Genomic DNA, 21290 nt, shown 5'->3' on the forward strand with positions numbered 1-21290 from the left:
TGATAAGGTTTGTTAATCAGGGTTAATCCGGGGATTGCGCCCCCGGATAGTAATAAGAGAAGCCCGGTTCCTCACTGTTGACGATCGAATCCCGCTGTTGCATCCAGCTCGCAAGCTCCGGGTAAGCGCTCCATTCCTGCGTTATCGGGACACGCACATCGCTCGTATACCCGTCGTCGCTCTGCACATACCACGCGACGGGGCGGTTGGCCGCGATCGTGTGAAAGCCCGGATCGACCGACTTGCCGCGCATCAGCGGGTACAACCGCTGCAATGCGTCGGTGACCTGCTGAATCAGCGGTGCCTCCATCTGCCGGCCGTCGCTGCGCGTGAACTGCGCACCCGGTCCGCACGAATAGAACAGGATCGGCTTTTTGCCGTCCCACCCCGCGCCGATGATCAGTGCCGCCTCCTGTTCGGGAGTCAGTACGTTGCCCACGGAATTGAGAAACCCCTTCGGGCCTGCATGTTGATCGACGCCGAAATAGCCCGGCGGCACAGGCAGCAACAATGGGTTGCGCCTGCCGGATTCATCGACGCCGAGCAAGCGGTTCTCCGGGTAGCTATCGAAGGCGTTGATGTACACGGCGAGATCGGCTTCTCGAGGTGGATAGCTCGGCAGTTGCGTGCGGCCGCCGCCCGCCCGCGCGTTGATCACGTCGACGAGTTGGCCGTTCCAGTTACGAATCAGCGGCTCGTTCATGTCGAAGCCGGCCGGGTACATGACCGACACGCTGCCTGCGTAATCGCGCATGAAATCCGCCCGCCAACCGTTCGCAGTCGAATCCATCCCGGTCGGATTCTCGGCCGCCCCGAGCCGCAGCGTCGCGACGACTCGGCCCGAATCGTCGACGATCGCGACGGCGGGATTGACAGGATCGCTGCCGCCTTTCGTGCCGATGGCCACGTAGCGCGTGCCGGCCAGCCGACCGCCGCTGCTTGCCAGCGCCGAAATGAACGCGTCCATCAGGTCGCCGTTCTGGCGCACGGCGTCGTGTACGACCCAGCCACCCGTCTTCTCGTCGATCTCGATCGCCGGCCACGTGGTCGCACGCCCCGAATGCTTATACGTGAAGCGGATCGGCTTCGTGTAGCCGCCATTGACCTCGATCTCGATCGGATACTCCAACGGCCGCCCGGCCTTGATCGTCCCGATCACCGCCGCTGGCGGCACCGTGCCGTCCGCCGCTATCCCGCGCTCATCGACGATTGCAATGCCGTGCGTCGACGTGGCGTTGCCGAACGTTCGCGCGTCAAACAGGGACTGGCTGGTGAGCGGTTGACCGAGACCGGGCAAGGTACCCGGGGGGAGCGAGACAAGGGTCAAACCGCTCTGCGCCGGGTTCTCGCTATCCCGCGCAAGCACGACGTAAGTCGCGTGGTCGATGCTGCCTTGCGAACCCAGCACGTTCGACAGGACATTCGCCAGTTCAACGGGATTCCGGCGGGTCGCGTCGGGAACCGTATAACTGCGTGTCGGCGGTATGGCCGTGCCCGGCCGCGCGGTGATCCATGAGTCTGCGGGGTGATACGCGCGCAACGGCGCATCGCTGTCGTCGACGCCGTTGGCGCGCGCGACGCCGAAACCAAGTGCCGTCAAGCCTGCCGAACTCGCCAGGCTCAGCCAGTCCTGTGCCGTCACCGGCTTGCCCGCCAGCGCCGCGTGCGTCAATACCGCCGCCTGTTGCGCCATCGCCGTGCCGTTCGTGACCATTGCCGCGCCGCCCAGCAGCCTGGACGTCGTGCTGCCCTGCCACGCCTGCATGATCTCCGCGAAGGCCGCCGTGCCCTGCATCCTGCCCTCCGTAGCGGTCGTCGCACGCGTCAACCACTGCGCCGGCAGCGTGTCGTCGAACGTCGTCACCGCTCGCATGCCGTTTACCGCCGCCAGCGCCTGCACGTTCGCGAACTGCTGCGCGTTCGTGCCTCGCGCCACGGTCGTCACCCGTGCCACGTCCGCATAGGCGCTCGCCCCCGACGCAAGCCGGTCGCCGATCGTCGCTGCCCGCGCGACTGTCCCGAATCCGCTCGCCGCCCCGCCGGACAGGTTCGCCGCCAGGCCCAGCCAGTTCACCCAATCGCCCCGTCCGCGCGCCGTCGACAGCTGCTTCGCCGCGTTGACCGTGCCGACCGTTGCGCTCCATGTGAGGTAGGCATCGGCAGCTTCCGACATCAGCGCGAACCACAGCGGCGCCGTCTCCGGCGCCGCCGCCAGCGCCAGCACACCTGCCGCCGCCGTCCCCGCGATCTGCAGGTCCGCGCCCCACCGCTCCCACCAGCCCATATCAGGCTTGTAGTCGACGAAGTACGCGGCATCCGTCAGGTCCTGCCCCTGCGCGTTCACCACCCAGTGCGGCTGCGCGATCATGAAACCCTTCGCGAAACCCGTGTGCGACTGCCAGTCCGCGTACCCGTGGCGTGCGGTTGGATCGGCCGGCCCCACGTCGACCAGCCCGCCGTTCGCCGAGAGCCCCTCCAGCAGCGTGAACGGCGTGCCCTTCTGATCCTGGCTTGGCCGGCGGCTGTTCCACCACTCGCCCGCCAGCGACGCGAGCGTCACCGGCGCGAGCCCGCTCGGCGTGCGCACGCCCTCGCCCTGCTTCAGGTTGTCGACCGCCTGACCCAGCGTCGTCTTGTGGCCGCTCGCGTCGAACACCGTCTCGTTCGGGTCGTACAACGCGAACGTCCCGTCGGACAGCGCCTGCTCCTGCGCGAGCGTCGTCGGCATGCGCGCCACCGTCACGCCGTAGGCGGACCCGGCCGCATTCAGCAGCGCGGCGTCGCTGCCGAGCGTCTGCATCCCGTCCGGCAACGGCAGCCCCACCAGACCGCCGCCCGTGCTCACCGCCGGGCCCGCACCCGGCACGTACGCCGCATCGGTCGGCAGCGCCGATTGGCCCGGCGCGCTCACGCTCACGCCGGCGGCCGGCTTGCCCGTGTCCTGGTACCCGGTCTCGCGGGCGATCTCCTTGCCGAGCGGATCCATCGCATCGTCGCCCAGCATGTCCCGCGCGAGCTGCATCGGCTGGTCGTGCTTGCGAAGGCCGCCGAAGCCGAGATCCTCGCCCCACACCACCGAACCGCCCTTGCTGATCACCCGGTGCTGCGGGTTGAGCTTCGAATCGCGGCTTTCTCCACCGAAGGTCGGATCGTCGCGCGTCACCATCGTCTCGAGCGCGTGGCGCAGATCGGTCATGTCCTGGTTCTGCGCGCCGCCCGCCCACCAGTAGATGCGCGAAACCTGCGTCGGGTCGTTCGCGTTGCGCGTCCACGCAACCAGTTGCTCAGGCGAAAAAACCGGCTGCGTTCCCCCCGCGCCGAACATCTGATGCACGAGTTGCGCGGACAGGTCCGTACTGCCGCTTCCCTGCACCAGGTCGGCGAGCAGCCCGAGCTTGTCCGCATCGCGCTTGCGGGACCGCACCTCGTCTTCGATCGTCGCAAACAGCTGCTGCATGGCCGGATCGCCCGCCACGGCGTCCTTCAGTTGCGCGTAGATCACCGTCGACTGGTACTGCTGCAGCAGCGAGCCGGCGGCGTGCAATCGCGCGTTCACATCCGCGCCGGCGTCGCCGTTGGCCGGACAGACCCACGGCGGCGCGGCAGCGCCGGCGATGCTCGCGAGCGCGGCCTTCCCGAGATTGCCGACGAACGCGTCGCCCATCACCTGCTGATAGAGCCCGGGATCGGCCTGCTGCAGTCCGGCCGTCTCGGCGGTCAGCGTCTGCGCGGCGCTCACGTTGCCGGCGGAAGGATCCGCGCCGGGCGGCGTCGCCAACCGCTGGGCCGCCTGTACGCGGCCGATGATCTGCAGCGCGTCGAGTCCGCGCTGCCACTGCTGGAGCACCGCGCCGTCTGCCGGCGCATCCTGCCCCGGCGCCGCCTGAATTTGCTGCGCGAGCGCGATCTGAGCCTTCCACAGCGTGTCCACGTACGCCGGGTCCGATTGCCAGCCGCTGTCGTTCGGTGCACGCCCCGCCGCCGCATCGAGCGCCGCCGACAGTGCCGCGTGATACTGCGTGAGCGCGGTGCTCGCCGCGTCCCGCGCATGGCCATCTTGCGGATTCGCGGCGGCGCCCGCCTGCGCACGCTGCCACGCGTCATACGCGTGCTGCGCCTGCGCGATCAGCCCGTCCTTGCCATTGAGCGCCGCCAGGTCCGGCTTGATATCCTGCGCCCAGCCCGGCACCGCCGGCCGGCCGTCGGATGCCGGCGTGCCATCGACCGTCCGCGCGATCAGCGCGGGGTCGAGCACGTTCGCCGGGCCGGGCGCGCTGCCGTCCGGCGCCTGCTTCATCGCATCGAGCTGCTGCGCGGCCAGTTTCATCGGGTCCTGGCTCGGATCGCCGAGGTACTGCTGCATGATGTCCTGCTGCCCGGCGCGCACCGTTAACGCCGCCTGCACCAGCGTCGATTCGGACGCCGGCGTGCCGCCGAGCCACGCACGCGTGAGCACGATGGCCTCGCGCATCGTCATGCCGTCGTTCACGAGTCGCTGCATGTAATCCGCTGCGCGCCCGCCGTCCATCAGCGACGGGATCTGCTGCTGCGTGGCGAGCGTACTGCCGTCGGCCAGCGTACCGCCCCGCAGCGCGTCCGCGGCAGTCACCAGCGTATTCGCATCGAACAGCTGATCGCCCGACAGCTCGCCCGCCGCCCGTTCGATCGGATCCTGCGGCCCGTTCGCGTTGCCGTCGGCATTCGTCTGGCTGTCGGCCCGCGCCTGCTCGACGATCGCGGCCTGCGCCCAGGTCGTGTCGCCGATCGCCGCGTTCGCGAGCGCCCCGTTCCGGTCCGTCGCGGCCCTGGCCGCATCGAGCGCCTTCTGCAGCGTCTGCGCATTCACGGGGCCGCCGCCCAGTTGCGCGTCGAGCGCTGCCTGTGCCTGCGCGAGTGCACTGGCGTCGGCCGGCCGGACCGACACCGTTGCCGCCGTGGACGACGGTTTGAGCCCCGTGTACTTTTCGAGCGTCCCGGCGAGTTCGCTCGTCGGCGCTTCGTCGATGAGCGCCTGGTAGACCGCGGTCGATCGGTTGTGCTGCGGGTCGTGCAGGAACGTGAGCGACTGGAACGGGTTGCTCAGCGCCTCCGTGCCGCCTTCGTCGAGTTGCGTCTGTTGCTGCTGCAACTGCGTGCGCAGCGCGTCGACCTCCGGCCGGGTCGCCGCGTTCCGCGGCCCGCCGGCGTCGTCGATGATGCGCGCGAGTGGTCCGTAGTACGTATCGTCGCCGCGCGACGCATCGATGTGCTGGATCACGTCGGGCCCTTGCCGGATCAGCCCGTCGATCTTGCCCTGCATCTGCGTGAACAGCGCCTGCGCCAGCTCGGGCGACGCCTGCGCGAGCGGATCGAGCAGGTTCGCGATGCCCTGCAGGTTGTCCGGCACGCCGACCGCGCGCAGGGTGTGCTGCGTCGTATCCGATGCGAGCGTGTCGTGCAGCAGCGCCGGGAACAGCACCGTGCCCCGGTAGCCCGACAACGCCGTGCCCTCGGCGGTCAGCGTTGCCTGCGCGCCGGCGCCCTGCACGCCGGTAATGTCGCCGAACGCCGCGTTCTCCAGCACCGCCGTGCGCGGATCGCTCATCACCTGCTGGTACAGCGCGTCGGTCGGCGATACGCCCGCAAGCTGCTGCGTGAGCACCTGCGCGGCCTTCAGGTTCGCGGCCCCGTTCGCGTTCGCGCTTGCGGGCGCGGCCTCCATCGCATCGAGCACTTCGCTCGCATCGAGCGCGGTCGACAGGTCGCCCGCGGCGGGCCCGTGCATGCCGGCCGCCGTATTCGCCGCCAGCACCGCCCGCTCGGCGAACCAGCGCCGGTTGCGCTGCGACGGATCGGTCGCCCAGTCCGCCGTGCCGGTCGTGCCCGCCGCCGGCCGGCCGGCCGCGTCGTCGAGCTCGGTGCTCAACGCTGTGTGATAGGCGCGCCAGTCGGCCGCGATCTGCGCCGGGGCCGCGTGAGCGGCAGTGTCGTGCTGCAGCGACGTCCAGATGGTGTCCGCCCGCGTCGCGTCGGACGCAAGCGCCGGCGACGGCGCCGCGGTCGTCTTCAGCGCGGCAAGCGCGGCGCGCTGGTGCGCATCGTCGAACAGATGCAGGCTCGCGACCTGCCGTGCGGCATCGCCCAACACGTCGCCCTGGCTCGCATCGGCGCCGTGGGCGAGTGCGTCTCCCTGAATCGTCAGCGCCGCTTCATCGAGCACCGTCTCGTTCTGCGTCGAGCCGCCAAACTGCACGCGCGCGGCGTTGACCGCCTCCGACCACGTGAGCCCGTCGTTCAGCCCCGCCTGGATCGCGCCGCGCGCATCGACGAGGCTCACGGCTGGCGCCGTGCTCGACGGGACCGCGGATGCGGTCGGGAGCGCGCCGTTCGACAGCGATCGGGCGGCAGCGTCGAGCGTGTCCTGATCGAACTGGTGCGTGAGCCCGACTTCGCTCTCCGCCTCCCCGATCGGATCGACGCCGGGGGACGTCGCTCGGTGATGGATCGCGTCGTACTGCGCCTGCAACAGGATCGCCGCGCGTGCGAGCGCGTCCGCCGCGCTCGCCGCATCCTTTTCGCGGAGCTTTCTGAGCGCGTCGGCAAGCGACGCGCCGTTCGACGGGGGCTGATCGCCGAGCTGCGCCTGCAGGCCCGCTTTCGCCGTCGCTGCCCCTGCCGCCGCCGCCGTGGGCGGCGGCGGCAGGGGCAGCGACGGCGGTTCGTAGTGCAGCGACGCAACGCGTCCGTCCGGTCCGATCAACATGCGGCCCCCTCTCGATGAAATCGCTTTTCCCGCAGCGTCCATGCTAGGGGAAGCCTCGCGAGCGCCCATCCGCCCACTTCGTAGTTTCGAGTGGCTGCTCGGTAGGGACGCAACGCCGCGCATCTCGACACGGGGGCTGCCTACGCGGCCATACCCGGCAAGGCCGCAAGCCACCGCGGTGCGTGTCGATCGCGCGTGCCGATACAACGACGTCGTGCCCGCGCCTACTGCCCCCGACCAGTAAGCGCTTACCCCAAATGAGGGTGGACACGGGTGCCGGATCAATGTCGGCGAGGCCAACGCCGTCTGCGCGCCATTGATTTTTGAGACGAACGGTCTATCAGTCGCCCATGGACCTGCGAACTGATCCGCCTCGCCGCCGCGGCAGGCCACCGAAACAGCCCGGGGACCTCGTCGCCACAGGGGACATGCTGCTGCGCACCGCGGTCGCCGTAGTGAGTACGGCAGCGCCGATCTCGAGGATGTTCATCATCGATACCTTCCGAAAAATCGAGTGAGCCGGTTCAAGCGCCGGTCCCGGCATCTGCCACGTAGCGCGGAGCGGCCTTGGCGTTGGCGAACTGGGGAGTGAGTGCGCGGCGGGCCGCTTCCCATTGCGTCCAGCCGTCGCCGTCGTGCAGCGTCGGGATCGTCACGAGCTCGCCCTGATCGAGGCCCGCAAGCGCGGCATCCACCAGGTCGTCGGCCGTCATCGTGCTGGCGGCCTCCTTCTGCTTCGCATAGCCGGCCACATCCCAGAACTCGGTCGCCGTCGCCGCAGGCAGCACGGTCTGCACGCGCACGCCCTTGTCCGCCAGGTCGCGCTGAAGTGTGTGACCGAAACTCAGCACATACGACTTCGATGCGCTGTAAACGCCGTTGAGCAGTTCGGCCGCGATACCCACGACCGAGCTGATGTTGATGATGGTGCCCGTGCCCTTGCCGGCGAACACCGGTGCGACGGCGTAAGTCAGGCGCGTGAGCGCGGTGATATTCAGATTGATCATCGACTCCATCGCATCGACGTCGCTGTCGAGAATCGACGCGACCGAGCCGATTCCCGCATTGTTCACCAGCATCGTGATGCTGCTGTTCTCGCGCAGGATGCCTTCGATCTTCGCGAGCGCGGCCTTGCCGTTCAGATCGGCGGCGACGGTCTCGACCGAGCGGCCGGTTTCGGCCATGAGGCGGCGCGCGAGCGTGCTCAGACGGTCCTGGTTACGCGCCACCAGGATGAGGTCGTAGCCGCGTTTCGCGAGGCGGTCTGCGTAAATGGCGCCGATGCCAGCCGATGCGCCGGTGATCAGCGCGGTGCCTTTCGTGGACGTGGTCATGATTTTTCCTTTCCGTGAATTGAGCCGACCGGGTGTCGGTTCGTGGAACGAATTCTGGCTTCGACTGAACTCATCCTCAATGTCATATATGCAATGATTCATGCCATCCGCGCGCTGACCGGAAACCTTGCGGATTCGTCCTTTGGAAGAGGCCTCCGATTACCCAAAATCGCTGCTGTAGTTGGCTCCGCACGGCGCTTTGCTTCCTGAAGGCGGCCGCGCGCAATGCCAGCTGACGACACGCCGCCGCAGCCCGTGACGATGTCCGTTTTATGCTAGATTCAATTGATCAGGACACCCACATGGCGGACGTCATGCACACCATAGGGCTCGTTGTTTACCCAAATTTCCAGTCGCTCGCGCTCGCGGTGGCGAGCGTGTTCGAATATGCGAACCTGCTCCGCGGCGAGGAGGTGTATCAGTTCCGGATCGTGTCCGAGCACGGCGGCGCGGTCATGTCGTCGCAGGGGTTTTCGGTCAACACCGAACCGCTGGCCAAAGCGGGATATGACACGCTGATCGTCGCCGGCGACAACGAATGCCGGCTTCCGTCGGCGACGCTGGTGGACTTCCTGCATCGCGCGCCCTTCCACTCGCGGCGCATTACGTCGATATGTACGGGAGCCTTCGTCCTCGCGGCCGCCGGGCTCCTCGACGGGAAACGGGCCACGACGCACTGGTATCACGCGCGGGACTTCAAGAAGCAATATCCGAACGTGCAGCTCGACGAAGATCGCATCTTCGTCGTAGACGGTCAGTTCTGGACTTCGGCCGGCATGAGCGCCGGGGTGGATCTCGCCCTCGCGATCGTCGAAAGCGACTTCGGGCTGGAAACGGCACGCATGGTCGCGCGCAAGCTCGTGCTGTACCAACGGCGCGGCGGTGGCCAGTCGCAATTCTCGACCTTGCTGGAACTGAACGCGCGATCGGACCGCGTGCAAATGGCGCTGACCTACGCGAGCGAAAACCTGGCGAGCGATCTGTCGGTGGAACGCCTGGCAGAGGCGGCACGTTTGAGCCCGCGCCAATTCAGCCGCGTGTTCCGGGAGGAGACGGGGCAATCCCCCGCCAAGGCGGTTGAGCGGCTGCGCATCGAAGCCGCCCGCCTGATGATGGAAACGACGCGCCACCCGATCGAAATCATTGCGAGAGAAACCGGCTTCGGCGACCGCGAGCGCATGCGCCAAGCATTTCTGCGCGCGTTTGGGCAACCCCCGCAGACCATACAGCGAGCCTCCGGGGTTGCGCCGCTCATGAACTAGGACTGGTTGAACCAATCGGCGGACAGGTACGCGCCGTCTTGCTTGCCCAAACCGTGAGCGCTCGCTTCGCCCATCGCGAATGACGAGCGGGTCTCCGTCGATGAAGTGCCAGGGCTGCAGGCAGCTAGCGGTCCTGGCGGAAAATCTACTGCTCGCCGGGCGCCCACTCCGGACTATAGCCGCCAAGCGCCGGGTGGTACATTTCATCGCCGGAATGCTGCGTGAATTCGACATTGAGCCGATCCTCGCGCAAGCCGAGTATCTCCACGCAATGCGCGCAAAGTGCCTGCGCCACTTCCATGCGCTGCCCGGGCGGGCGACCCCGTCGGATATCCAGCATCATCACGGCAACCGGGACAGGCGCTTCGCCGGCCTCGGCAATACGCCAGACACCGCCTTGCCCCAACTCGCGGATCGCGACGCTGATACGCCGAATATCGACCGACATCATCCGCGCATAGGTCTCGCTCATTTTGGCGGCGAGCGATTGCTTGGTTTCCACCGAATAGTGGTCGTTCACGTCCAGTTGCAGATAGGGCATGGTATTCAGGATTCCGGGTGATTGATCGAACGCGTGCGGCATCGGCCTGTCCAGATACCGTCAGCCGATTCTGGCACCCGGCTCGCCGTCCTCACAATGTCGAATGAGCAATGATTCCGGACACTGGTTCAAAAACGACGCATGTTCGCGGAGGAGTCTCGCGACAGCCTCCCCGCGCTATGCAAATCCATACAGCTTCGCCGGGTTCGTGACGAATATCCGTTGCTGCCAGTCCGCACTCCCGATCCAGCCGGCGATCACGTCCAGCAAGCTTGCATCGTCCGGCTTGTCCGTCTTCTCCGTCGGGTGCGGCCAGTCGGTGCCCCACAGCATGCGCTCCGGCGCCATGTCGATCAGCGCCTTCGCGACCGGCGCGACATCGTCGTAGGCAGACGCGCCCGTCTTGCTGTCGACGTACGGCCCCGACAACGTGATCCACGTATGGCCCTTTTCGACGAGGCGTTGCGCGGTGCGAAACGCGGCCGACGACAGGCCACCGGGCTGCGGCACATGCGCGATATGGTCGATGACGAGCGGACAAGGCAGCACCGCAAGATGACGCTCGAGCTCCGGCAGCCGCGCGCCCTGCACCACCAGCTCGATATGCCATCCAAGGTTTGCGATGCGCGCGGCGAGTGGCGCCAGCATGTCGAGCGTCGTCGCGCCCGGATAGCTCAGGTTGAACCGGATCGCACGGACGCCGCCACGATCGAACGCCAGAAGTTCGTCGTCGCTCACGGTGCCGTCGACGACTGCCACGCCGCGCGCGTCGCCGCCGAACTGCGCGAGCGCCGCCAGCGTGCAGCGGTTGTCCGTCCCGTATGTCGACGGCGTCACGACCACGTTGCGCTTCACGCCGATCCGCGTCTGCACGCTCCGGTATTGCGCGACAGTCGCATTCGGCGGGCGCAGCGTCGTGCCCGGCGCGACCGGAAACCGATCGTCGTAGATGTGCATGTGACAGTCGATCGCCCCTTCGGGCAACTGGAACGCCGGCCGCTCGGTGCCGCTCGACCACGCTTCGTCGGCCGCGGCCAGCCTCGGCAATGCAGCCGAAGCCAGCGTGGCGCCCGCGATCCTGAGGAATTCGCGTCTCGCGATGCGCGCCATGATCAGATGGTCTCCGTCTTGCCAACCAGCTTGCCCGCCGAATGATTGCGCGTAAGCAGCAGCAGCGTCGCGACGCTCACGAGCGTGAGGATCGCGAGCGGCATCAACGCGAGCGCGTAGCTGCCCGTCGCCGCCTTCACCCACCCGTACACGTTCACCATCAGCCCGCCGCCAAGCAGGTTCGCGATCGCATTGACCGTCGCGAGCCCGGCCGCCACTGTGCTGTTGGACAGCATGTCGGTCGCAAGCGCCCAGAACGGGCCCTTGAACGAATACGCGCCGACCAGCACCGCGCAGAGCATGCAGACCGTCGGCAGCAGCGATCCGCTCAGCGACGTCGCGAACAGGCCCACGCCGATCAGCAGCATCGGCACGACCGTGTGCCAGCGCCGTTCGCCGACGCGGTCCGAGCGACGGCCCCAGTAGACCATCAGGACGGAGGCCACCGCGTAAGGCACCGAATTCAGCAGGCCGGTCTCCATGACGGTCAAGCCGAACGACTTCAGCAGTTGCGGCTGCCACACGGAGAGCGTGCTGCCTGCCGCGGAAGCGCACGTGTCGACGAGCGCGAGGCACAGCACGTAGCGGTTGCGGAACAGCTGCGTGAGCGGCAGCGACGGCACCTTCTTGCGCGTCTTGTGGCCGGCGGCCAGCGCGGTCGTGAGCCATGCGCGCTCGTCGTCGTCGAGCCACCTCGCGTCGTCCGGCTTGTTCGTCAGCACGAACAGGCACGCGATGCCGAGCAGCACGGTCGGAACGCCTTCGAGGATGAACAGCCAGTGCCATCCGCGCAGGCCCCAGACGCCGTCCATCTGCAACAGCAGCGCGGAGATCGGCGAGCCGATGAAGCTCGCGGCCGGAATCGCGACCATGAACGTCGCGACGATCCGCGCACGATACTGCGCGGGAATCCAGTACGACAGATAAAGCAGCACGCCGGGGAAAAAACCGGCCTCGGCCGCACCCAGCAGGAAACGCAGCACGTAGAACGTCGTCGCGTTGTGCACGAGCGCGGTCGCTGCCGACACGATGCCCCACGTGATCATGATCCGGGCGATCCAGATCCGCGCGCCGTATTTCTGCAGCGCGAGATTGCTCGGCACTTCGCAAAAGAAGTACGAAATGAAGAACAGACTGCTGCCGAAACCGAACACCTGCGCCGACATCCCGAGGTCATGGTTCATCTGCAACGACGCCATCCCGACGTTGCCCCGGTCGATGAAGGCAAGCAGGTAGCAGATCATCAAAAAGGGAATGAGTCGCCAGACGACCTTGCGTATGGTCCGGCGCTCGATCGCGGACGCTTCCATGAAACCGGTGTGCATGTTGTCTCCGTTTATTGTGCGCCTGAGCGCGTTTCTGTGAACCGTTGCCACGCGATGACCGCGATGACGCCGCAGGCGAGCACGGCGGCCATGGCGGCGAAGGTGTGTCGCACGCCGAGCGCCTCGGATGCGCTGCCGACGAGCAGATAACCGAACGGCATCGTGCCGTTGTAGGCCATGCCATACATCCCGACGAGCCCCCCGCGCACGTGATCCGGACACTGGCGCTGAATGGTCGCGTTCGTCGACGTGGCCGCGAACGTGAGGCTGAAGCCGAGTACATAGAACGCGGGGATCGATCCCGCCGCATCGGTGGTCGCGGCCAGCACGGCCAGCGCGCCGACGGCCGTCCACGGCGCATACGCGATGAACCGGTGCGAGGCGCGCGGCCCGAACGCCGACGACAGCAGCACCGCCGCGCTCAACGACCCGGCGCCGGCGCACGCGAAGAACACGCCGGTAAAGCGCGCCGCGTCGTGAAAGCCCTGGTCCGCGAGCAGCGGCACGAGCGTCTGGTAGCTGCCGGCAAACAGGCCGATGCACGCGAGAATCGGCAGATAGCGGGCCGAGAACGCATCGGACAGCACATAGCCGACCGCGTCGCGCAGGCCGCTCTCCGCGCGCGACGGGCGGTCCGCCGACGCCGTCCGGATCGACCGCACGCACGCCGCCATGAAGCACAGCGCGAGCGCATAGATCGCAAACGACGTCCTGGGGCCCAGCGTCGGATAGACGAAGCCGGCGATGGTCGGGCCGACCATGCGCCCGACGTTGTAGACCATCGTGTTCATCGCGACCGCGTTGGACGTGTGCGTCGCATCCTGCAGGCTCGTCAGCAGCAGCACCTGCCGCGCCGGCGTTTCCACCGCGCTCGACACGCCGATCGCCAGCGCATGCGCGAGGATCAGCTTCACGCCGAGCAGGCCGAGCAGCGACAACGTGAAGAGGCTGCCCGTCAGCAGCAGCGACGTCGTCAGCACGCATAGCGTCACGCGGCGCGCATTGGCCGAGCCGATGCGCGAGCCCGCCACCGGCGCGACGATCAGCTGCGGCCCGTACAGCAGGAAGTTGAGCAGCGCGAGGATCGCCGCCGAGCCGGACAGGTGATAGATCAGCAGATTCAGCGTGACGTTCTGCGTCCAGCTGCCGAGCACCGACGCGACCTGCCCGCTCAGGTAGCGCCGCAGCGACGCCTCCGACAGCGCGGGAAACAGCCTGTTCACCCACCCCGCTTGCGTTGCCACGTTCATGACAGCGCCTTTCCGCGCGTCTCGGGCGCGAACAACACGACCGCGGCCGCGGCGATGAACGCGACGATCGTCGTCGCGAGCCCGAGCACGAACCCGCCCGACGTCGACGCCAGCGAACCAATGACCAACGGCGCGATGAAACCGCCGAGCCGACCGCCGTTGTATGCGAGACCCATGAAGAATCCGCGCGACGCCGTATTGCCGATGATCTCCGCGAGGAACGGGCCGGCACCCGCGAAGATGCCGTTCACGCTGAAGCCGGTCAGGAAGATCGCGGTCATCAGCAGCAACGGATTCGCCGACACGATGTATACGCCGACGGCCAGCGCACCGACCAGCAGGTACGCCAGGAACATCGGCCGCCGGCCGAGCCGGTCGACCCATGCCGAGAACAGCAGGAACCCGGCGATCGCACCGAACTGCAGCGCCAGCACGAACTTCAGGCTATGCACGAAGTCGAGGTGCTTCACCGTGACGAGGAACGTCGGCGTCCACGTGAATACACCCCAGTAGAGGTACTGCAGAAAGAAGATGAAGCAGAAGGCGGTGAGCAGGCCGCGCACGTTCAGCTTCTCGCGACTTGCCGTGTCGAGCTTGCGGGCCTGCGACTTCGCGTGCCTGCGTTCGAGCCAGATCGGCGATTCCGGCGTCTTGCGCGCGACCCAGAACAGAATGAAGAACGGCGACGCGCCGATCAGGAACAGCAGGCGCCAGCTGTCGCCGGCCAATCCGCCATGCGCGGCGCCGACGATGCCCGAGATCGCGATCGCGAGAATCGCGCCGATCGGCAGGCCCATCTGCATCAGCGCGCCGCCCTTGCCGCGCCGGCTCGGGTGCCAGGTCTCCGCGATGAGCGCCGCGCCGGCGGTCCAGGTTCCGCCCATGCCGAGCGCGCCGAAAAAGCGCAACGTGGCGAACGAGTGCGCGTCGGGCGCAAATGCGATCAGGCCGGAAAACAGCGAGTAGATGCCGACGCAGAGCAGCGCGGTGCGCACGCGCCCGATCCGGTCCGACACGAAGCCGAACAGAATGCCGCCGACGATCTGTCCGGCCGCCGTGACGCTGGTGAACATGCCGAGCTGCGCCTTGCTCAGCCCGAACTGCAACGCGAGCGTCGGCAGCAGCAGCGACAACAGGAACGAATCGTAGCTCTCGAACGTCCAGCCGAGCCCCGCGAGCGACAGCGAACGCCACTCGATACCGGTCACGCGCGTGAACCCTTTTTCCGCGGCTGCGGAATCGATGTCCTGCGCCGCCACGGTTGCACTCGTCTTCATGGGTTGTCTCCGGGAATCGCGACGCGATACGTCGAGGCGGCCGTCCGGCCGAACAGCGCGGCCTTTTCATCGGCCGACATCGCGGACGCGAGTCGCTTGAAGGCGTTCCACAGCACGCGATAGCTGAACATCCCCTTGTCGACGGGGAAGTTGCTTTCGAACATGCAGCGATCGACGCCGAAAAGCTCGACGCAAGTGTCGAAATACGGCTGCCACGCGGCCGCCAGTTCCTGCGACGACGGCGGCAGGTCGCGCGCGGCGAAGTCGAAACCGAACACGGTCATGCCCGCGCCGCCGAGCTTCATGCGCGTGTTCGGCAGCGCGGCGAGACGCGCGAGTTGCCATTTCCATTGCGCATGGACTTCCGCGCGCCGGCCGGCATGCGGGCCCACGCCGAGCGGACCGCCGAAATGATCGATGACGACGGTGACGTCCTCGCATGCGCGCGCGAGTTCGTACAGGTCGTCGAGCTGCGTGTGATAGACCCACGCGTCGAGCGACAGCCCGTAGCGGCCCAGCGTCGTCACGCCCCGCCGGAAAGCCGGGGCCGACATCCGGTCGCGCGGCGGCGTCACCGGGCTCGACCGCACGTCGGGGCTCGCATGCCACGCGAGCGGATTGCGAATCCCGCGCAGTCGCCCGCCGGACACCTGCAGCATCGTGTCGAGCACCGCATCGAGTTCCGCGCCGAGCGACAGATCGGCGCCGCCGACGATGGCCTCACAGCACCGCGCGGAACCGTATGCGCCGCTGTCGAACGTCGCGGCGACGCCGCTCGCGAATTCCACTTCGCCCACCGGCTTGAACGCCTCTGGCCCCCTTGCACGCAACATCGATCGACACTGCACGTAGACCGTCGACACGACCCGATGTCCGCTGTGCACGTCCGCACCGAACTCGTCCGCGAGATAGCGACCGGTCTGTCGGTCCCACAGGTGGTGATGGGCGTCGACGATGGCCAGCTCGGGTTCGAGCACCGGCTCGTCGCGCAACGCGAGCCACTCGGGCCTGACGGGAAGATGGGGTGCGAGAACGGTCTGCATCGCAATCGCCTTAGAACTTCTGGCGCATGCCGATCACCACGCCCGTCTGGTTGTGATCGGATGCGACCGTACCGTAGCCGTTCACGCCGAGCGCGGAGCCACCCTTGTTGCGCGCGAAACCGGCCGTCGCATAGATATCGGTGCGCTTCGACAGCAGATAGTCCGCACAGAGCACGGCGAGCCACGGGTCGGCGCTGGTCGAATGCACGTCCTGGTAATAGGCGGTTGCCGTGACCACGAACGCCGGGGACACCGCGTATTGCGCGCCGGCCCAGTACAGGTTCGCCGCGCTGGCTTCGGCGCCGTTCGCGACACGGATCGGGTTTGCCGGCAGGAACGCGTTCGACGCATGGAGGTAGCGATAGCCGGCGAATCCCTTGACCGGTCCGATCGCATACGACGCGGCGGCCGTCGCGCGACGCTCGGTGCCCGTGTTCGTCGCAACGGTGTTGCTGTTGCGCTGCTCGTACGACACGCTCGCGGCGAGCGGCCCTTGCGCGAAAGTCAACGCCCCGCTGAAGAAGCGGCCGGTGAGTTGCGCGCCCGGCACCTCGGCGCCGTACCCGGTGTCGTAGCGGGTGCTATACATGGCCTGCGCCGTCAGCGGACCGAACACGCCGGTGTACTTCGCCGAATTGTCGATACGCGCGGCCGCCGCGTAGTCGAGTGACAGCAACGAGTACCGCGACGACGCGCCCATCGGGTCGAACGCCACGGCCTGTTCGTAGAAGAGCGAATTCTGGCGGCCGAACGTCAACTGCTGGCCCCGGTACGCCAGCCCGACCCACGCCTGCCGGCCGAAAATTCGCGACGTCGTGGCGGCGTTCGAACCGAGGCCTTTCGTCGACTGCGCAGTCGTGCCGTCATTGATGTTGAAGCCGTTTTCCAGCTGGAAAATGGCCTTCATGCCGGCGCCGAGATCCTCGACGCCCTTCAGTCCCCAGCGCGAACCGGACAGATTGCCCGACACCTCGCGCGTCTGCGCGCCGCCGGTGCTCGTGTTGTTGATGTGCTCGATGCCGACGTCGGCAATGCCGTACAGCGTGACGCTGCTTTGTGCATATGCGGCGCCACACCACAAGGTCGCGCTGGCGACTGTAACGGCGCCGAGGGCGAAGCGGGGTTTCGGGCGGGCATTCTGGCTGGCCTGATTCGACAACATGGAGTCTCCAAACTGTTTTTTATGGGTAGGTCTGACGAAGGGAAATTCAGGTCTTGCGGGCTGCGGGCGCTTCGCCGGCGCCCGAGCCCGGATCGCCGAGCCACGCGATGGTCAACGCGCCGAGCAGCAACACACCCGACACGGCGATGAGCGGCGCGGTGAAGCCGCCGGAGAATTGCTTGAGCGCGCCGATCATCGACGGCCCGACGAAGCCGCCGAGATTGCCGACCGACACGATCAGCGCGAGTCCGCCCGCGGCGGCACGGCCGGTGAGGAATCCCGACGGGATAGCCCAGTACGTCGCCTGGAATGCGAGGATCCCGCTCACCGTGACGCACAGTGCGATCAGCTTGAAGGCCGGCGCATGAATGAAGGCGCTCGCGCACAACGCCACGGCGGCAACCGCCAGCGCACCGGCGACATACGGAATGCGGTTGATCGCGCGATTGGCGATGCGCGCCCACCAGAGCATCACGCAGGCGCCGATCGCATACGGAATGGCCGTCAGCCAGCCGACCACTGCGTGTTCGACGCCGAACTGCTTGATGATCTGCGGCATCCACAAGCCGACGCCGAGCGAGCCGACGATCCCGCAGAAGTTGACGAACGCGAGCACGAACACGCGCCAGTTCGTCATCGCGTCGCGCAGTGTGCTGCCGTGCTTCGCGCCGATGTCGCGCTGCTCGAACGCGAGGCGCTTCGCGAGTGACGCCTTCTCTTCGTCACTGAGCCACGCGGCTTTCTCGGGACGGTCGGCCAGCACGAACAGGCACGCGATGCCGAGCATCACGGCCGGAACGCCTTCGATCAGCAGCAGCCACTGCCAGCTGCGCAGCCCGTGCAGGCCGCCGAGTTCGAGCAGCGCACCGGAAATCGGCGAGCCGATCATGTTCGCGACGGGGATGCCGACGAGGAATGCGGCCGTCACCTTCGCGCGCCACTTGCCGGGAAACCAGTGCGTGAAATACAGGTAGATGCCGGGCGTAAACCCCGCCTCGGCGAGCCCGAGCAGAAAGCGCGCCGCCGCAAAGCTCTTCGGTCCGACGACGAACGCCGTCGCCATCGAGAACAGGCCCCACGTGATCATGATTCTCGCGATCCACACGCGCGCCCCGACCTTCTGCATGATCAGGTTGCTCGGAATCTCGAACAGGAAGTAGCCGATGAAGAACAGGCCGGCACCGACACCGAACTGCTCGGCCGTCAGACCGAGATCCTTGTTCATCGTGAGCGCGGCAAAACCGACGTTGGTCCTGTCGAGATAGCTGATCACGTAGCAGACGAAGATGAACGGCAGAATGCGCCGGAACGCCTTCGCGAGCGTGCGCTCGCTGGCCGCGTAATCGTCGCCGGCCAGGCGCTCCGCGGACGATGCGTCGGCACGCGGTACGTCATCGCCGGCACGCAGCGCGTGCGAAATGGTCATGCTTGTCTCCTTCGTCGCGCGACTGGCGGCGCGATCTTTCGGCATACGGGCGGGAAACCGGCGAGCGGCTTCCCGGTTCGCGGGTTTCAGTCCTTCTTCGCTGCCTGTTTCGGCAGCGGGCCGGCAATGCTCATGTCCGCTTTCAGGACCGAACCGGACGTCGATTCGGTGATGAAGAGCGTCTTCATGTCGGCGCCGCCGAAGCACACGCTCGTGAGCGACGCCCCTTTCGGTCCGGTCAGGATCTCGACGGGCTCCGCGCAGTGGTTGAGCACCCATACGCGGCCGAGCCCCGGATTCGCGACGAACAGGCGGCCTTCGAGATCGACGGTGAGGCCATCGGGGCCGCTCGGTCCGTATGACGTGAAGAACGGGCTGACCTTGGTGACGGAGCCGTCGGCCTGCAGCGGCATGCGCCACACCGCATTGCCGCGCGTCATCGCGACGAACAGCACCTTCTCGTCGCGTGACAGGACGAGCCCGTTCGGGCTCGGGCAGGTACCGAGCAGCATGTCGAGCTTGCCGTCGGGCGAGAGCCGATACACGCGGCCCGTCGGATCGTGCAGCCCGGTCTGCCCCTGGTCGGTGAAATAAATGTTGCCGGCCGAGTCGAACGTCAGGTCGTTCACGCCCTTGAAGCGCTCGGTGTTGCGGCGCTCGAGATACGGACGCACTTCACCGCGCTCGATATCGAGCAGCATCAGGCCGTTGCGGTAGTCGGTGATGATCAGGTGCGATGCGTCGAAGCGCTTCATCCCGTTGGGCTCGCCGTCGTATTCGACGACGAGATCCCAGTCGCCCGACGGCGAAATGCGGAAGATGCGCCCGTGCGGAATGTCGGTCACGAACAGATAGCCGTCCGGATCCCAGACCGGCCCTTCGAGAAAGGAGTCCGTGACCATTCCACCGCGATTCGCGCGCGCCCATTCCGTGCGGACGTCCGGCTTGCGAAACTTTTCCGGCATGCGCGTGAACACTTCGGCTTCGCGCACGTCGGGGTTCGTCAGATAAAACATGCGTACCTCGATGTCCAGGGTTCAAGCCGCGCTGTGCGCGCGTTCGTCGAGCACCGCGAGGATGTTGGCGGCCGCGCCCTTGCCCATGTTCACGTACGCGGCATCGCTCACGCCGCCGATATGCGGAGACAGAATCACGTTGGGAATCTGCTGGAACGGGTGCGGCACCGTCATCGGCTCGATGTCGAAGCTGTCGAGCCCGGCCGCACGCACGTGGCCGCTCGCCAGCGCGTCGGCAAGCGCGGCTTCGTCGATCAGACCGCCGCGCGCGGTATTGACGAGAATCGCGCCGCGCTTGAAACGCGCGAGCGTGTCGCGGTCGAGCATCCGGCGGTTATCGGCCGTCAACGGACAATGCAGCGACACGACGTCCGACTCGGCGTACAGCATGTCGAGCGGCACGAGCTTCACGCCGGCGGGCGCTTCCTTCGCGAACGGATCGAACGCGAGAACCTTCATGCCGAACGCGGCGCCGATCGCGGCCACGCGCCGGCCGATCGAACCGAGCCCGACGAGGCCGAGCGTGCGCCCGTCGAGTTCGACGGACTTGTGCGTCGACTTGTCCCAATGGCCTTCGCGCATGCGGATATCGAGCTGCGGAACCGACTTCGCACACGCGAGCAGCAGCGCCCATGCGTGCTCGGCGACGGCGGCCGCATTCGCGCCGACCGCGGCGCGCACCGCGATGCCGCGCACGGCAGCTGCGTCCTGATCGATCACGTCGATGCCGCTGCCGTGCTTCGAAATCACCTGCAGGTTTTCGGCGGCGTCCATGATGCGGGCGTTGATCTTGCCGTACCGGACGACGATCGCGACCGGCTTGTGCCTGGCGCAGAGCGCCACGATGTCGTCCTCGGTCGGTTGCTTGCCGGCGAACACGACGTCGAACTGCGCGAGCATCTCGAGCGCTTGCGGCGCAAGGTCGGCGGCGGTCACGAGGACCACGGGCTTGTGCAAAGCGGTCTGCATCACAGTGCCTCGCCTTCGGCCAGCATGCCGGCTGCGCGCAACTCCTTCTCGATCCAGCCCGGACGAAGGTCTCCCTTGTGAATCGCTGCGATACGCGCGGTTTCGACGTCGAGCTTCTTCTGCGCCAGATCGACGATACGCGCGACGTCGGCGCGCGCAATGACGACGACGCCGTCGGCGTCGCCGACCACCAGGTCGCCCGGATTCACCGCCGTGCCGCCCAGCGAGATCGGCGCATTCACGCGCCCCGCGATGCTTTTGGTCGGGCCGCACGGATTGAGGCCGGCCGAGAAGATCGGATAGTCGCCGTTGGCCAGTTCGTGCGCGTCGCGCACCGCGCCGTCGATGACGATGCCGGCGATGCCGCTCGCCTTCGCCTGCGCCGCCATGATTTCGCCGAGCAGCGCGCACGAGATGTCGCCCTTGCCGTCGACCACGACGACGTCGCCCGGTTTCGCAACGGCGAGCGCCGCATGGATCGCCAGGTTGTCGCCCGCGCGGACTTCGACCGTGACCGCGGGGCCGGCGACCTTCATCGTCGGCGACAACGGCCGCACGCGGCCATGCACCGTGCCGCGGCGGCCCGCGACGTCGGCCAGGATCGCGGCCTGGTAGCGCGCGGCAGCCTGAACGAGTTCCGGCGCGACGCGTTCGATGTCGCGCGTGATCGGAGAAGTGCTGGCGGATGTGTTGCTCATGATTCGACCTCGGGTTGAGTGTTGTACTATGTACAACGATGGTGTACATGGTGAAATCACTATAGCCAGAGGACACGTGTCATGGCACTGGCGTTTACCCTTTTACGTGGTAAACCAGCGTTTTACTCTGTACAA

14 protein-coding genes are annotated in these 21290 nt (G+C 67.0%); 1 reads left to right on the forward strand and 13 read right to left on the reverse strand.

Features of this window, described 5'->3' with window-relative positions; all coding sequences use genetic code 11:
* Nucleotides 1-22: 22 nt before the first annotated feature.
* Both CFB50_RS31755 and CFB50_RS31760 read right to left on the reverse strand, forming a co-directional pair.
* Nucleotides 23-6811: a hypothetical protein gene (locus CFB50_RS31755; protein WP_144020726.1), complete on the reverse strand. Its 6789-nt coding sequence runs from the start codon at nucleotides 6809-6811 to the stop codon at nucleotides 23-25.
* A gap of 455 nt (nucleotides 6812-7266) precedes the next feature.
* Nucleotides 7267-8076, reverse strand: coding sequence for an SDR family NAD(P)-dependent oxidoreductase (locus CFB50_RS31760; RefSeq protein WP_089448523.1), 810 nt, complete (start codon nucleotides 8074-8076; stop codon nucleotides 7267-7269).
* A gap of 314 nt (nucleotides 8077-8390) precedes the next feature.
* On the opposite strand from CFB50_RS31760, the gene CFB50_RS31765 reads away from it, so the two are divergent.
* Nucleotides 8391-9338, forward strand: a complete 948-nt coding sequence (locus tag CFB50_RS31765; RefSeq protein ID WP_089448711.1) for a GlxA family transcriptional regulator — start codon at nucleotides 8391-8393, stop codon at nucleotides 9336-9338.
* 145 nt (nucleotides 9339-9483) lie between these two features.
* On the opposite strand, the gene CFB50_RS31770 is transcribed toward CFB50_RS31765, so the two are convergent.
* From CFB50_RS31770 to CFB50_RS31820, 11 genes are all read right to left on the reverse strand, one after another.
* Complete coding sequence (locus CFB50_RS31770; RefSeq protein WP_039350098.1) at nucleotides 9484-9879, reverse strand: tautomerase family protein; 396 nt, start codon at nucleotides 9877-9879, stop codon at nucleotides 9484-9486.
* Nucleotides 9880-10056: 177 nt separating this feature from the next.
* The gene (locus CFB50_RS31775) at nucleotides 10057-10989 is read right to left on the reverse strand and encodes an amidohydrolase family protein (RefSeq protein WP_089448524.1); all 933 of its coding nucleotides are present in this window, start codon (nucleotides 10987-10989) and stop codon (nucleotides 10057-10059) included.
* A gap of 2 nt (nucleotides 10990-10991) precedes the next feature.
* On the reverse strand, nucleotides 10992-12314 hold the full coding sequence (locus tag CFB50_RS31780; protein WP_089448525.1) for an MFS transporter: 1323 nt from the start codon (nucleotides 12312-12314) through the stop codon (nucleotides 10992-10994).
* 11 nt (nucleotides 12315-12325) lie between these two features.
* Nucleotides 12326-13564 carry an MFS transporter gene (locus CFB50_RS31785; RefSeq protein WP_089448526.1) on the reverse strand — a complete coding sequence of 413 codons (1239 nt, stop codon included), beginning with the start codon at nucleotides 13562-13564 and terminating at the stop codon, nucleotides 12326-12328.
* Entirely contained in the window at nucleotides 13561-14841 is a 1281-nt protein-coding gene (locus CFB50_RS31790; RefSeq protein ID WP_069252601.1) for an MFS transporter, read from the reverse strand. Before CFB50_RS31790 ends, CFB50_RS31785 begins: the two co-directional genes overlap by 4 nt.
* Nucleotides 14838-15884: an amidohydrolase family protein gene (locus CFB50_RS31795; protein WP_089448527.1), complete on the reverse strand. Its 1047-nt coding sequence runs from the start codon at nucleotides 15882-15884 to the stop codon at nucleotides 14838-14840. Before CFB50_RS31795 ends, CFB50_RS31790 begins: the two co-directional genes overlap by 4 nt.
* A gap of 10 nt (nucleotides 15885-15894) precedes the next feature.
* Nucleotides 15895-17046 carry a porin gene (locus tag CFB50_RS31800; RefSeq protein WP_089448528.1) on the reverse strand — a complete coding sequence of 384 codons (1152 nt, stop codon included), beginning with the start codon at nucleotides 17044-17046 and terminating at the stop codon, nucleotides 15895-15897.
* A 46-nt stretch (nucleotides 17047-17092) separates the two neighbouring features.
* The gene (locus CFB50_RS31805) at nucleotides 17093-18472 is read right to left on the reverse strand and encodes an MFS transporter (RefSeq protein WP_089448529.1); all 1380 of its coding nucleotides are present in this window, start codon (nucleotides 18470-18472) and stop codon (nucleotides 17093-17095) included.
* An 86-nt stretch (nucleotides 18473-18558) separates the two neighbouring features.
* On the reverse strand, nucleotides 18559-19488 hold the full coding sequence (locus CFB50_RS31810; RefSeq protein WP_089448530.1) for an SMP-30/gluconolactonase/LRE family protein: 930 nt from the start codon (nucleotides 19486-19488) through the stop codon (nucleotides 18559-18561).
* A gap of 21 nt (nucleotides 19489-19509) precedes the next feature.
* Nucleotides 19510-20457, reverse strand: a complete 948-nt coding sequence (locus CFB50_RS31815; RefSeq protein ID WP_089448531.1) for an NAD(P)-dependent oxidoreductase — start codon at nucleotides 20455-20457, stop codon at nucleotides 19510-19512.
* Nucleotides 20457-21155, reverse strand: a complete 699-nt coding sequence (locus CFB50_RS31820; RefSeq protein WP_069252606.1) for a methyltransferase — start codon at nucleotides 21153-21155, stop codon at nucleotides 20457-20459. The genes CFB50_RS31815 and CFB50_RS31820 overlap by 1 nt, the downstream gene beginning before the upstream one ends.
* Nucleotides 21156-21290 lie beyond the last annotated feature (135 nt).

The organism is Burkholderia sp. AU33423, from assembly GCF_002223135.1.
Taxonomy (GTDB): Bacteria; Pseudomonadota; Gammaproteobacteria; order Burkholderiales; family Burkholderiaceae; genus Burkholderia; species Burkholderia lata_D.

Bases quoted from the DNA above. Each gene is read 5' to 3' on its own strand.
- CFB50_RS31755 (WP_144020726.1), bottom strand. From the start codon at position 6,811: ATGGGCGCTCGCGAGGCTTCCCCTAGCATGGACGCTGCGGGAAAAGCG.
- CFB50_RS31760 (WP_089448523.1), bottom strand. From the start codon at position 8,076: ATGACCACGTCCACGAAAGGCACCGCGCTGATCACCGGCGCATCGGCT.
- CFB50_RS31765 (WP_089448711.1), top strand. From the start codon at position 8,391: ATGCACACCATAGGGCTCGTTGTTTACCCAAATTTCCAGTCGCTCGCG.
- CFB50_RS31770 (WP_039350098.1), bottom strand. From the start codon at position 9,879: ATGCCCTATCTGCAACTGGACGTGAACGACCACTATTCGGTGGAAACC.
- CFB50_RS31775 (WP_089448524.1), bottom strand. From the start codon at position 10,989: ATGGCGCGCATCGCGAGACGCGAATTCCTCAGGATCGCGGGCGCCACG.
- CFB50_RS31780 (WP_089448525.1), bottom strand. From the start codon at position 12,314: ATGCACACCGGTTTCATGGAAGCGTCCGCGATCGAGCGCCGGACCATA.
- CFB50_RS31785 (WP_089448526.1), bottom strand. From the start codon at position 13,564: ATGAACGTGGCAACGCAAGCGGGGTGGGTGAACAGGCTGTTTCCCGCG.
- CFB50_RS31790 (WP_069252601.1), bottom strand. From the start codon at position 14,841: ATGAAGACGAGTGCAACCGTGGCGGCGCAGGACATCGATTCCGCAGCC.
- CFB50_RS31795 (WP_089448527.1), bottom strand. From the start codon at position 15,884: ATGCAGACCGTTCTCGCACCCCATCTTCCCGTCAGGCCCGAGTGGCTC.
- CFB50_RS31800 (WP_089448528.1), bottom strand. From the start codon at position 17,046: ATGTTGTCGAATCAGGCCAGCCAGAATGCCCGCCCGAAACCCCGCTTC.
- CFB50_RS31805 (WP_089448529.1), bottom strand. From the start codon at position 18,472: ATGACCATTTCGCACGCGCTGCGTGCCGGCGATGACGTACCGCGTGCC.
- CFB50_RS31810 (WP_089448530.1), bottom strand. From the start codon at position 19,488: ATGTTTTATCTGACGAACCCCGACGTGCGCGAAGCCGAAGTGTTCACG.
- CFB50_RS31815 (WP_089448531.1), bottom strand. From the start codon at position 20,457: ATGCAGACCGCTTTGCACAAGCCCGTGGTCCTCGTGACCGCCGCCGAC.
- CFB50_RS31820 (WP_069252606.1), bottom strand. From the start codon at position 21,155: ATGAGCAACACATCCGCCAGCACTTCTCCGATCACGCGCGACATCGAA.